Source organism: Streptomyces sp. NPDC006512 (assembly GCF_040611935.1).
Classification (GTDB): domain Bacteria; phylum Actinomycetota; class Actinomycetes; order Streptomycetales; family Streptomycetaceae; genus Streptomyces.
This window is the reverse complement of the sequence record NZ_JBEXPG010000010.1, coordinates 64,475-77,070: the sequence shown is the minus strand read 5'-3', so window position 1 is coordinate 77,070 and position 12,596 is coordinate 64,475. Positions and strand designations below refer to the sequence as shown.

At 73.8% G+C, this 12,596-nt stretch carries 8 protein-coding genes and 1 pseudogene; 2 read left to right on the top strand and 7 right to left on the bottom strand.

All coding sequences use genetic code 11. The annotated features are described in order from the left end of the window. Positions 1-11: 11 nt before the first annotated feature. The 3 genes from hemW to lepA all read right to left on the bottom strand — a co-directional run bounded on the left by hemW (position 12) and on the right by lepA (position 5,443). Entirely contained in the window at positions 12-1,244 is a 1,233-nt protein-coding gene (gene hemW, locus ABZZ17_RS10080; RefSeq protein WP_356874016.1) for a radical SAM family heme chaperone HemW, read from the bottom strand. 134 nt (positions 1,245-1,378) lie between these two features. After that, positions 1,379-3,271, bottom strand: coding sequence for an AMP-dependent synthetase/ligase (locus ABZZ17_RS10075; protein ID WP_356874014.1), 1,893 nt, complete (start codon positions 3,269-3,271; stop codon positions 1,379-1,381). A gap of 306 nt (positions 3,272-3,577) precedes the next feature. Further along, complete coding sequence (gene lepA, locus ABZZ17_RS10070) at positions 3,578-5,443, bottom strand: translation elongation factor 4 (protein WP_356874012.1); 1,866 nt, start codon at positions 5,441-5,443, stop codon at positions 3,578-3,580. A 242-nt stretch (positions 5,444-5,685) separates the two neighbouring features. Here lepA and rpsT point away from each other — a divergent pair, with 242 nt between their 5' ends. Further along, positions 5,686-5,952 carry a 30S ribosomal protein S20 gene (gene rpsT / locus ABZZ17_RS10065; RefSeq protein WP_030384651.1) on the top strand — a complete coding sequence of 89 codons (267 nt, stop codon included), beginning with the start codon at positions 5,686-5,688 and terminating at the stop codon, positions 5,950-5,952. A 661-nt stretch (positions 5,953-6,613) separates the two neighbouring features. Here the strand turns inward: rpsT and holA are convergent. Continuing rightward, on the bottom strand, positions 6,614-7,606 hold the full coding sequence (gene holA / locus ABZZ17_RS10060) for a DNA polymerase III subunit delta (protein WP_356874010.1): 993 nt from the start codon (positions 7,604-7,606) through the stop codon (positions 6,614-6,616). A gap of 61 nt (positions 7,607-7,667) precedes the next feature. Between holA and ABZZ17_RS10055 the strand changes: the two genes are divergently transcribed. Then, positions 7,668-7,910, top strand: coding sequence for a hypothetical protein (locus tag ABZZ17_RS10055; protein WP_030649865.1), 243 nt, complete (start codon positions 7,668-7,670; stop codon positions 7,908-7,910). Positions 7,911-7,948: 38 nt separating this feature from the next. On the opposite strand, the gene ABZZ17_RS10050 is transcribed toward ABZZ17_RS10055, so the two are convergent. The 3 genes and pseudogenes from ABZZ17_RS10050 to ABZZ17_RS10040 form a co-directional block, all read right to left on the bottom strand. Then, a complete protein-coding gene (locus ABZZ17_RS10050; RefSeq protein WP_356874161.1) occupies positions 7,949-8,809 on the bottom strand; it encodes a YceI family protein in 861 nt (286 codons plus the stop codon). A gap of 157 nt (positions 8,810-8,966) precedes the next feature. Then, positions 8,967-11,354: pseudogene (locus ABZZ17_RS10045) on the bottom strand (ComEC/Rec2 family competence protein); the annotation flags it as partial. Further along, entirely contained in the window at positions 11,351-12,451 is a 1,101-nt protein-coding gene (locus ABZZ17_RS10040; RefSeq protein ID WP_356874008.1) for a ComEA family DNA-binding protein, read from the bottom strand. The pseudogene ABZZ17_RS10045 and the gene ABZZ17_RS10040, both read right to left, overlap by 4 nt. Between the last annotated feature and the right edge of the window lie 145 nt (positions 12,452-12,596).

Sequence of the window (12,596 nt, the reverse complement as noted above, 5' to 3'; positions counted from 1 at the left end):
GGCCCGGGTCCTCAGTCGACCAGGTCCCGGACCACCGCGTCGGCCAGCAGCCGCCCGCGCAGGGTCAGCACCGCCCGTCCCGCCCCGTAGGGGCCGGGCTCCAGGAGGCCGTCGCCCAGGGCCTTGCCGGCCGCGGCGAGGCCGGCCGGGGCGAGGAGGGACAGCGGGACGCCGTCCACGAGGCGCAGCTCCAGCAGGATCCGCTCCACGCGCCGGTCCTCCGCCGAGAGGAGCTCGCGCCCCGCGCCGGGGGAGCGGCCCTCCGCGAGGGCGGCCGCGTAGGCGCCGGGGTGCTTGACGTTCCACCAGCGGACGCCGCCGACGTGCGAGTGGGCTCCCGGTCCGGCGCCCCACCAGTCGGCTCCCCGCCAGTACAGCTCGTTGTGCAGGCAGCGGCCGGCCTCCGAGGTGGCCCAGTTCGACACCTCGTACCAGGAGTACCCCGCCGCGGCCATCACGGAGTCCGCGATCAGGTACCGGTCGGCGTGCACGTCGTCGTCGGTCATCGGGACCTCGCCGCGGCGGATCCGCCGGGCGAGCTGGGTGCCCTCCTCGACGATCAGGGCGTAGGCGCTGACGTGGTCGGGTCCGGCGCCCAGCGCGGCTTCCAGGGAGGCGCGCCAGTCGTCGTCGGACTCCCCCGGGGTGCCGTAGATCAGGTCCAGGTTGACGTGCTCGAAGCCGGCCTCCCGCGCCTCCGCGACGCAGGCCTCGGGGCGGCCGGGCGTGTGGGTGCGGTCCAGGACCTTCAGGACGTGCTGCTTGGCGCTCTGCATGCCGAAGGAGATCCGGTTGAAGCCGCCGGCCCGCAGTTCGGCCAGGTACTGGGGGTTCACCGATTCGGGATTGGCCTCGGTGGTGATCTCGGCGTCCTCGGCCAGGCCGAACTCGTCGCGGATCGCCGCGAGCATCCGTACGAGGTCCCCGGCGGGCAGCAGCGTGGGCGTGCCGCCGCCCACGAAGACGGTCCGCACGGCGCGCGGGTCGTCGCCGAGCACCTTGCGGGCGAGGCGGACCTCGTCGATCAGGGTGTCGGCGTAGTTCTCCCGGGAGGCGAGGACGCCGCCGGTGCCCCGCAGCTCGGTGGCCGTGTAGGTGTTGAAGTCGCAGTAGCCGCAGCGCGTGGCGCAGTACGGGACGTGCAGGTAGAACCCGAGCGGCCGGTCCCCGGCGCCCGCGAGGGCGTGCGACGGCAGCGAGCCGTCTTCGGGCATGGGTTCACCGTCGGGGAGTGCGGAAGGCATACCCCCATTGTCCCGCACCCGTCGCCCCGGCGGCCCCGCCCGCCCGGACGGGCCCGCCGACACCGGCGCGCGGGACCGGCCGGGCGGCGCGGAGAGGGGCCCTCCCCGCCGCCCGGATGCCGTCCGGGGTGGTGTCAGGCCTCGCGGGAGCCCTCGTACATCTCCTCGATGAGGTACTTGAACTCGCGCTCGACGACCGGGCGCTTCAGCTTGAGGCTGGGCGTGAGGTCTCCGTGCTCGACGTCCAGGTCGCGGGGCAGCAGGCGGAACTTCTTGACCGTCTGCCAGCGCTGGAGGCCCTCGTTCAGGGTCTGGACGTACGTCTCGATCAGGCGGCTGGTCTCCGGCGCGGCCAGGACCTGCCCGTACGTCTTGCCCTCCAGCCCGTTCTCGGCGGCCCACACCAGGATCGAGGGCTCGTCGAGGGCGATGAGCGCGGAGCAGAAGTTCCGGTCGGCGCCGTGCACGACGATGCTGGAGACGTAGGGGCAGATGGCCTTGAACTGGCCCTCGATCTCGGCCGGCGCGACGTACTTGCCGCCGGAGGTCTTGATCAGGTCCTTCTTGCGGTCGGTGATGCGCAGGTAGCCGTCGGGCGAGAGCTCCCCGATGTCCCCGGTGTGCAGCCAGCCGTCGGACTCCAGCACCTCGGCGGTCTTGTCGGGCTGCCCGTGGTAGCCCTGCATGATGCCGGGGCCGCGGAGCATGACCTCGCCGTCGTCGGCGATGCGGACCTCGGTGCCGGGCAGCGGCTTGCCGACGGTGCCGGTGCGGTAGGCCTCGCCGGGGTTGACGAAGGAGGCCGCGCTGGACTCCGTGAGGCCGTAGCCCTCCAGGATGTGGATGCCCGCGCCGGAGAAGAAGTAGCCGATCTCGGGGGCGAGGGCCGAGGCGCCGGAGACCGCGGCGCGGAGGTTGCCGCCGAAGGCCTCGCGGAGCTTGGCGTAGACGAGAGCGTCGGCGACCTTGTGCTTGGTGGAGAGGCCGAAGGGCGCGGTCGCCCGGCCCGTGCGGCGGAAGTTGTCCTGGGTGACCTTGGCGTACTCGCGGGCGACGCCGACCGACCACTGGAAGATCTTGTACTTGGCGCCGCCGCCGGCCCGGGCCTTGGCCGCGACCCCGTTGTAGACCTTCTCGAAGATGCGCGGGACGGCCGCCATGTAGGTCGGCTGGACGACCGGCAGGTTCTCGATGATCTTGTCGATGCGTCCGTCGACGGCGGTGACGTGCCCGACCTCGATCTGGCCGGAGGTGAGCACCTTGCCGAAGACGTGCGCCAGCGGCAGCCACAGGTACTGGACGTCGTCCTTGGTGATCAGGCCGGTGGCGACGGTGGCCTTGGCCATGTACGACCAGTTGTCGTGCGGCAGCCGTACGCCCTTGGGGCGGCCGGTGGTGCCGGAGGTGTAGATGAGGGTCGCGAGCTGGTCGGCGGTGATGGCCGCGATCCGCTGCCTGACCGCCTCGGGGTGCTTGGCGAGGTACTCCGCGCCGCGCTCCTCCAGCTCGGCGAGCGAGAGCACCCAGCCCTCGGGGTCGCCCTCGACGGCGACCGCGTCGGCCGTGTCGATGACCACCACGTGTTCGAGGTGCGGCAGGTCGGCGCGGCGCTCGCGCGCCTTCGCCAGCTGCGCGCCGTCCTCGGCGATCAGGATCCGGCTCTCGGAGTCGGCGAGGATGAACGCCGACTCCTCCGCGTTGGTGCTGGGGTAGATCGTGGTGACCGCGCCGCCCGCGCACATCACGCCGAGGTCGGCGAGGATCCACTCGACCCGGGTGTTGGAGGCGAGGGCGACCCGGTTCTCCGGGTGGAGGCCGAGGCCGAGCAGCCCGGCGGCGATGGCGAAGACCCGCTCGGCGGCCTGTCCCCAGCTGAGCGACTTCCAGTCGTCGGGTCCGCCCTCGGGGCCGGCCGCCGGCACGGGGAAGCGGTAGGCCTCCGCGTTCGGCGTGGCGGCGACGCGGTCAAGGAAGAGGGCCGCCACGGTGGGCGGACGGTTCTCGATCATGGTCTGTGTGTCGCTCACGACATCCTCCGGACCGGGTCCACGCGGCAGGGCGTGGGCGTGGGGCGCTTGGGACTGGCGGGGTGCAGCCGCCACCTGCACGGCTGGCGGTTCGACTGGCGCGTTAGAACTGGCGAGTAACCATCGAGCAGTGATCAGACTAAGGGCCGCGTGCCCGGCACGTAAGAGCCCGCGAGCGGCCGGTTCATAACGAAACGGGCCCCCATGCGTACGCATGTGGACCCGTTTCGCACGACTTGGGCGATGCCGGTTCTTGACCCGCCCTTGGTGCTTCCTTGGCGCCGCCCGGGGCGGCCGCCGACGCGGCTACTTCTTCTTGCCGCCGGACTCGTCGCTGGAGAGGACGGCGATGAAGGCCTCCTGCGGGACCTCCACGGAGCCGACCATCTTCATGCGCTTCTTGCCTTCCTTCTGCTTCTCCAGCAGCTTCCGCTTACGGGAGATGTCACCGCCGTAGCACTTGGCGAGGACGTCCTTGCGGATGGCGCGGATGGTCTCGCGGGCGATGACGCGGGAGCCGACCGCGGCCTGGATCGGCACCTCGAAGGCCTGCCGCGGGATCAGCTCGCGCAGCTTGGCGACCAGGCGCACGCCGTAGGCGTAGGCGGCGTCCTTGTGCGTGACGGCGGAGAAGGCGTCGACCTTGTCGCCGTGCAGCAGGATGTCGACCTTGACGAGGCTGCCGGACTGCTCGCCGGTGGGCTCGTAGTCGAGGGAGGCGTAGCCGCGCGTCTTGGACTTCAGCTGGTCGAAGAAGTCGAAGACGATCTCCGCGAGGGGGAGGGTGTAGCGGATCTCGACCCGGTCCTCGGAGAGGTAGTCCATGCCGAGCAGCGTGCCGCGGCGGGTCTGGCAGAGCTCCATGATCGCGCCGATGAACTCGGTGGGCGCGAGCACGGTGGCCCGTACGACCGGCTCGAACACGTCCGAAATCTTGCCCTCGGGGAACTCGCTCGGGTTGGTGACGGTGACTTCCTTGCCGTCCTCCAGGACCACCCGGTAGACCACGTTCGGCGCGGTCGCGATCAGGTCGAGGCCGAACTCGCGCTCCAGGCGCTCGCGCACCACGTCGAGGTGCAGCAGGCCGAGGAAACCGACGCGGAAGCCGAAGCCGAGGGCCGCGGAGGTCTCCGGCTCGTAGACGAGCGCGGCGTCGTTGAGCTGGAGCTTGTCCAGGGCCTCGCGCAGGTCCGGGTAGTCCGAGCCGTCGAGCGGGTACAGGCCCGAGAAGACCATCGGACGCGGGTCCTTGTAGCCGCCGAGGGCCTCGGTCGCGCCGTTGTGCAGGCTGGTGATCGTGTCACCGACCTTGGACTGACGGACGTCCTTCACGCCGGTGATGATGTAACCCACCTCGCCGACGCCGATGCCGTCGGCCGGGGTCATCTCCGGGGAGGAGACGCCGATCTCCAGCAGCTCGTGCGTGGCGCCGGTGGACATCATCCGGATGCGCTCGCGCTTGTTGAGCTGGCCGTCGACCACACGCACGTACGTCACGACGCCGCGGTACGAGTCGTAGACCGAGTCGAAGATCATCGCGCGGGCGGGGGCGTCCTTGACGCCGACCGGCGCCGGAACCGTGGCGACGACCTTGTCGAGCAGCGCGTCCACGCCGAGACCGGTCTTCGCCGAGACCCGCAGCACGTCCTCGGGCTGGCAGCCGACCAGGTTCGCGAGCTCCTCGGCGAACTTCTCCGGCTGCGCCGCCGGCAGGTCGATCTTGTTCAGGACCGGGACGATCGCGAGGTCGTTCTCCATCGCGAGGTACAGGTTGGCGAGGGTCTGCGCCTCGATGCCCTGGGCGGCGTCCACGAGGAGGACCGTGCCCTCGCACGCGGCGAGCGAGCGGGAGACCTCGTACGTGAAGTCGACGTGACCCGGGGTGTCGATCATGTTCAGGATGTGCGTGGCGCCCTTGCCCTCGCCCTCCGTGGGCGCCCAGGGCAGACGGACCGCCTGCGACTTGATCGTGATGCCGCGCTCACGCTCGATGTCCATGCGGTCGAGGTACTGGGCGCGCATCTGCCGCTGGTCGACGACACCGGTGAGCTGGAGCATCCGGTCGGCGAGCGTCGACTTGCCGTGGTCGATGTGCGCGATGATGCAGAAGTTGCGGATCAGCGCCGGGTCGGTACGGCTCGGCTCGGGCACGTGGCTGGGGATCGCGGGCACGCAGTGTCCTGATTCTCGGTCGCAGTCGGAAGCGTTGTCTGAAGCGAAGTTCGGCTCTCGTCGCCTCGCGGCGCGATGTGGGATCTGTACGCAGACTCCCATGGTCCCATGGACGGGGCAGTGCGCTCGGTTTGGGCCGGTCGGAGCGCGCCTGGTAGCCTGGGCAGCTGTGTCTCGTATGCCCTCTCAGCTGTCGGGACACGATCCGAAGAACAAAACTCTGAACCTGAAAAGGCTCTTTCGTGGCGAACATCAAGTCCCAGATCAAGCGGAACAAGACGAACGAGAAGGCGCGCCTGCGCAACAAGGCCGTCAAGTCCTCGCTCAAGACCGCGATCCGCAAGGCCCGCGAGGCCGTCGTCGCCGGTGACGTCGAGAAGGCCACCGTGGCTTCTCGCGCTGCCGCGCGTGCGCTCGACAAGGCTGTCTCGAAGGGTGTCATCCACAAGAACGCCGCCGCCAACAAGAAGTCGGCGCTGGCCACCAAGGTTGCCTCCCTCCAGGGCTGAGCTCTGATGTGATCGCCGGGTAGGGATCCAGCGGGCCCTCTCTCCCGCTCCTGACCGGCACCCCGTGCCGCACACGAAGCGTTCGCCACGCGGGTGCGGCACACCAAAGCAGTAGACGAAGGCCCCGGCCACCACCCTTCCCCAGGGCGGCGCCCGGGGCCTTCGTGCACCCCGACCAGTCCCAATCGCCCCGATCCCGCCTTGGCCGACAGGGGCCCGCCCTGAACGGCAGGGGCCCGCTCTGTACGGCAAGGGCCCGGCCAGGACGGCAGGGGTCCGCCCTGGCCGGCCCGGTCCCGGCCTGGGCGGCAGGGCCCGGCCTCCGGTCAGGGTGCGGGCGCCCGCCGTCCAGGGGTGCGTGCCGGGAACGGCACCAACGCCCCCGGGGCGCGGCCCGCCGGGATCCCGGCCGCCGACCCGGACACTTCCGCTCTTCTACGTCGGCCCCCTGAGCGGGCCGCTCAACCCGGCGGGGCCTCCCCTCAGGCGGAGCCCCGCTCCACCCGGTCGGCATCCCGGCAGCCCGCCCCCTCCCCCGCGGCTCGCGGGACACACCCACCACCCGGGCCCCCGCGCGGGCGGCGAGGCGAGGCGGCGCGACACGTCTGGGGGGCTGAGGCCTGGGCGGGCTAGGGAAGGACCGGGGTCCGGAAGGGACGGCTCAGCGGCGCGCGGGGCGGGCCGCTCGGGCCACGGCCACGACGGCCTTCTCCAGCGCGTACTCGGGGTCGTCGCCGCCGCCCTTCACCCCGGCGTCGGCCGCGGCGACCGCGCGCAGCGCGTCCGCCACCCCGTCCGCCGACCAGCCGCGCATCTGCTGCCGGACCCGGTCGATCTTCCACGGCGGCATCCCGAGGTCCCGGGCGAGGTCGCCCGGGCGGGCCCCGCGCGGGGCGGAGGCCAGCTTGCCGATCGCCCGGACCGCCTGGGCCAGCGCACTCGTGATCAGGACCGGCGCCACTCCGGTCGACAGGGACCAGCGCAGGGCTTCGAGGGCTTCCGCGGCCCGCCCCTCCACCGCGCGGTCGGCGACGGTGAAGCTGGAGGCCTCGGCCCGGCCGGTGTAGTAGCGGCCGACCACCGCCTCGTCGATGGTGCCCTCGACGTCCGCGCACAGCTGCGCCGCCGCACTCGCCAGTTCGCGCAGGTCGCTGCCGATCGCGTCGACCAGGGTCTGGCAGGCCTCGGGGGTGGCGGAGCGCCCCAGCATCCGGAACTCTCCCCGGACGAACGACAGCCGGTCCGCCGCCTTGGTCATCTTGGGGCAGGCGACCTCCCGGGCGCCCGCCTTGCGCGCCGCGTCGAGCAGGCCCTTGCCCTTGACGCCTCCCGCGTGGAGGAGGACGAGGGTGATCTCCTCGTAGGGCGCGCCGAGGTACGCCTTGACCTCCTTCACCGTGTCCGCCCCCAGGTCCTGCGCGTTGCGCACGATCAGGACCTTGCGCTCGGAGAAGAGCGAGGGGCTGGTCAGCTCGGCCAGGGTGCCCGGCTGGAGCTGGTCGGAGGTGAGGTCCCGCACGTCCGTGTCGGCGTCGGCCGCGCGGGCCGCCGTCACGACGTCCCGCACGACGCGGTCGAGCAGCAGGTCCTCCTGCCCCACCGCGAGGGTGAACGGGGCGAGCAGGTCGTCGGTTGAGTTCTTCCTGGTGGCCATCGGCTCCAGCATCCCACGACGCACCGACAGTCCCCCGCGTCCGGTACCCGAGAATGGTCGGGTGAACGTGCGACATGTACTGGTCCTTCCGGACCGCGACGCCGCCGAAGAGGTGGCCCAGGAGGCCGTCGACCGCTTCGGCCTGCCCGAAGAACCCCAGCTGGTGCGCGACGCCCTCGCCGGCGAGGACGACGCCGAGGACGCCCAGTGGCTGGTGGTCGTGGAGGACCCGCGGGAACGGCTCGACGCCGGCGCCCTGGACGACCTCGCCGCCGAGTACGAGGGCTGGCTGGAAGCCCCCTGACCCCGGCCCGGTCCCCACCGGGCGGGGGACGTACGGCTTCAGGCCTTGTGGACGATCTGTACGTCCAGCGTCACGTCTACGCTCGCACCGATCGCCGCGACGCCCTGCGCCAGCATCGACTGCCAGTTCAGGCCGAAGTCCTCGCGGTGCAGTTCCGCCGTGGCCCGGCACGCGGCCCGCGGTTCGCCCTCCAGCCCCGTGCCGTGGCCCAGGTACTGGGTGTCCAGGGTGACGGAGCGGCTGACGCCGTGGAGGGTGAGGGCTCCGGCGACCGCCCAGCGGCTGCCCGAGCGGTGGATGAACCGCTCGCTGTAGAACTCCACCGTCGGATGCCGGGCGGCGTCCAGGAAGTCCGCGGACCGCAGGTGGTCGTCCCGCAGCCGCATCCCGGTGTCGATGCTCGCCGCGTCGATGATGACGTGCATCGAGGAGTCCTCCATGCGCTCCGCGATCCGTACCGCGCCGGCGAAGGTGTTGAAACGGCCGCGGATCCGGGCGAAGCCGATGTGCCGGGCGGTGAAGCCGATCGAGGAGTGCGACGGGTCGAGCTCCCAGTGCCCCGGCTGCGGCAGCCGCGGCGGCTCCACCGCGTCCAGGATGATCTCCGCGGTGCCCAGCTGCGCCGGGTCGCCCACGAGCATCGCCCCGTGGAACGGCGCGTACCCCTCGGCGGTGACGGAGAGGCGGTACTCGCCCTCCGGCATGGCCGCGGTGAACCCTCCGTACGGATCCGTCTCGCCGCTGACGACCCGTCTGCCGATCGGGTCGGTGACCTCGAACTTCGCTTGCCGGATGGGCTGGTGGACCGTGTCGAGAACCCGACAGCTCAACAGCCGCGCCGTTGGCGGCAGCGTGAGCGTCGCGGATCTCTGCGAGTCGACACTGCCGGCCGACTCCATCCCCCGTCGGCGACCGAACATGGCTGACGCACCCCCGTGCTGTGTGGACTTGGACCGCTCTGGCGAAGACGCATTCGATCATGCTGCCGGGTTGTGGGCAAACAGAATGGTCGCGCCCGGTATGCCCGGAGCCGTTCCGGCGGCGTCCGGCGGGAAACGCCCGCAGCCCCGGACCGCTTCCCGAAACCGCCACGGAACCGTCGGTGTCGGTGCGCAGGACGGTCGTCCCGGAGGCCCGCAGCCGTGCGAGCGCGCTCGCCGCGGGGTGCCCGTACCGGTTGTCCGCACCGACCGGCACGATCGCGATCCGCGGCCGCACCCGGTCGTGGAGGGCCGGGTCCTGACGGGCCGAACCGTGGTGGGCGACCTTGAGCACGTCCACCGGGCCCAGCTCCGGATGTTCCCTCAAGAGGGCCTGCTGGGAAGGTGGTTCGAGGTCTCCCAGCAGCAGGAACGTCAGCCCGGAGGTGCGCACCAGCAGGGCCACGCTCGCGTCGTTGGCCCCCTCGGGCGGCGGCCCGGCGGCGGACGGCCACAGCACCTGCCACTCCAGTCTCCCGGCCCGCCGCCGCTCCCCCGCCACGGCCTGGACGACGGGCACCCCGGCCGCCGACGCGACCCGCTTGACGAACGCCGCCTGCCCGGGAGGCTCGCGCACGGTGGTGGTTTGGATCACACCCACGGACCGGCCCTTCAGCACCCCGGGGAGGCCGGCCACGTGGTCGGCGTGGAAGTGCGTCAGCAGCAGGAGTGGGACGCGATTCACACCCAGGGTCCGCAGGCAGGCGTCCACCGGACCCGGTTCGGGCCCGGCGTCCACGACGACGGCGGCACCCGGGCCGACGGCGAGCACTGCGGCGTCCCCCTGGCCCACGGCGCACTGCACGTAGCTCCAGTCGGGCGGCGGCCAGCCGGTGAACGTACGGATCAGCTGCGGCGGCCGCAGCACGGCGATCAGCAGCAGCACGGCGACGGCCGCGCAGACCCCGCGCCGCCGGCCGAACCTGACGCCGAGTCCGACGAGGGCGAGCGTGGCGGCCACCAGCAGCAGGGCTCCGCCGAGCCCGCCCGGCCAGGGCAGTTCCGCCCCCGGCAGCCGCGCCCCGGTCCGCGCCACCGCGGCGATCCACCCGGCGGGCACGCCCGCACACCAGGCGAGCACCTCCGCCACGGGCATGCACAGCGGGGCCGCGGCGAGGACCGCGAAGCCGAGGACCGTGGCCGGGCCGGCCGCGAGCTCCGCCAGCAGGTTGCACGGCACGGCGACCAGGCTCACCCGGGCGGAGAGCACGACCACCACGGGGGCGCACACGGCCTGCGCCGCGGCGGCGGCCCCCAGTGCGTCGGCGAGGCGCGGCCTCGTCCCCCGCCGCTGGAGGGCTTCGCTCCAGCGGGGCCCGAGGGTGAGCAGCGCCCCGGTGGCCAGGACCGAGAGCAGGAACCCGGGGCTGCGGGCGAGCCACGGGTCGTACAGCACCAGCAGCAGCACGGCCCCGGCCAGGGCCGGGATCAGGGAGCGTCGCCGCCCGGTGGCGAGGGCCAGCAGGGTGATCGCCCCGCAGGCGGCGGCGCGCAGCACGCTCGGCTCCGGCCGGCACACCACCACGAAGGCCAGGGTCAGCGCCGCCCCGCACAGCGCGGTGGCGCGCAGCGACAGCCCCAGACGGGGCGCGAGCCCCCGCCGCTCGGCGTGCTGCGCGCGGGCCGGCGGCCCGATGAGCAGGTACAGCACGACCGTCAGGTTCGACCCGGAGACGGCGAGGAGGTGCAACAGGTCGGTGGCCCTGAAGGCGTCGTGCAGGTCGGGCGGGACCCGGGAGGTGTCACCGACCACCAGGCCCGGCAGCAGGGCCCTGGCGTCCGGTGCGAGGCCGTCGGTGGCCTCCCTCAGGCCGGCCCGCAGGCTCCCGGCGACGCGCTGCGCGGTGTCCGGGCCGCCCGTCACCCGGGGCGGCGTGCCGGCCGCCGGGCGGAGCAGCGCCACGGCCCGCTCCCCGCTCCGGGCCGGGGAGAGCCGGGCCACCACCGTGATCCGGGTCGAAGGCTGCAGCCGGGCCCATCCGGGATGCGCGGCCAGCACCCGCACCGGCGTCCGGACCAGGCTCCCCGTCCCGTCCGGGCCCGTCACCCGGGTGACCACCGCGTCCAGCACCAGCAGCGGCGGCCCTGTTCCGGTGCGGGCGGTCCGGGGGTCGGACCCGACGGTGAGCTCCGCCAGCACCCGGGCGTGGTCCCGGGCGAGCCCGGGCACGGGGCCGGCCCGCGCCTCGGCCCGTTCCAGCCCGGCCACCCCCGCCCCGGCGGCCGCGCACAGCAGGGTGGCGGCCGCGGCCACCCCGACCCGCCACAGGGGCTGCGCCCTGCGGGAGCCGGCCGCCAGCAGGGCCCCCGCCGCGACCACCGCGGCCCCTGCCCCGGCGGCGGTCCGGCCACCCGGCGCCGTGAGGGCGAGGGCGGCCGCAGCCCAGGCGGCCAGCGCCGGTACGGCGAGCCGCAGGTCCACCGGACCGGGACCCTCGGGGCCGTGCCCGCCGGTGCCGCTCACGGCCGCACCAGGGGGCGCAGGTCGGCGAACCGCCGCTCGCCGATGCCGTTGACCTGCCGGAGTTCCTCCACGGCCCGGAACCCGCCCCGGGCGGTGCGGAAGTCGACGATGTGCCGGGCCAGCACCGGACCCACTCCGGGCAGCCCGTCCAACTGCTCGACGGTCGCGCTGGCGAGGCTGAGCGGCCCGGCAGCGGACCCCGTCCCGGCCCCGGTACCGGGGGCGCCCACGGCGGGGGCGGGCTGCGCGGGCGCGCCCACCACCACCTGTTCGCCGTCCACCAGGATCCGGGCCCGGTTGAGCCCGGTGGTGTCGGTGCCGGGCCGCACTCCCCCGGCGGCCGCCAGTGCGTCCTCCACCCGCGAACCGGCGGGCAGCCTGCGCACGCCGGGGTCGCGGACCTTGCCGCCGACGTCCACCACGATGCGGCCGCCCGGCCCGCCGGTCCCCGCTCCAGCAGCGGGCACGGGCGCCGCGCCGGGAGCCGGTGCGGGCGCCGGGGTGACCACGGCGGGCGCGGTCACCGGCTGCGGCCGGGCCGACCAGTACTGCTGGGCGGCGAACCCCACCGCCGCGGCCAGCACGACGGCGACGGCGGCGACCGTGCGCGGCTCCACCCCGCAGCGGGCCTGCACCCAGACCGGCAACCGCTCCCGCACGGCCAGCCGCCGCACGACCGGCCCGCTCAGCCCACCGGCCTGCTCCCCCGCGGCCCCCGCTCGCCCCCGACCCCAGGACCCGGCGCCCGGCCCGTCGGGCGCATCGGCACCGCCGGCGACATCGGGAAGGCCGGAACGGCCGGGCCCGTCGTACGCGCCGGAGTCATCGGGAGCTTCGCGGACGCCCGGGACACCCGAATCGCCCGGGACGCCCCGGACATCGGGCGGTGGATCGGGCGCCCGCCGGGCCCCGGGCGCCCGCCCCGCCGGAGGTACGCCGCCGGCCAGCAGCGCCTCGGCGCGGCGTCGCATCCGGTCGGGGTCGGGATGGGCGCGCCGTCGGTCGCGGAGGCGGCCGTCGGAGCAGCGGCGCCGGCCGGGCCCGCTGGTGGCACCGGAGGCTTCGGAGTGGCGCACGGAGCGCGTTCGCAGAGTCATGCCCCGACGCTAGGGGCGCATCCCGACCCCCCGCTCGGAGCCTTCAATTCCGGTGGATACCAGGCCCGTTGTGGACAACCCCACCACCCGTTCCGGTGAGCCCCCGCCCAGCCGGCTCGGGCGCCGACCGCCCACCCGCCCGACG

Bases quoted from the DNA above. Each gene is read 5' to 3' on its own strand.
- ABZZ17_RS10050 (WP_356874161.1), bottom strand. From the start codon at position 8,809: ATGGAGTCGGCCGGCAGTGTCGACTCGCAGAGATCCGCGACGCTCACG.
- hemW (WP_356874016.1), bottom strand. From the start codon at position 1,244: ATGCCTTCCGCACTCCCCGACGGTGAACCCATGCCCGAAGACGGCTCG.
- ABZZ17_RS10040 (WP_356874008.1), bottom strand. From the start codon at position 12,451: ATGACTCTGCGAACGCGCTCCGTGCGCCACTCCGAAGCCTCCGGTGCC.
- holA (WP_356874010.1), bottom strand. From the start codon at position 7,606: ATGGCCACCAGGAAGAACTCAACCGACGACCTGCTCGCCCCGTTCACC.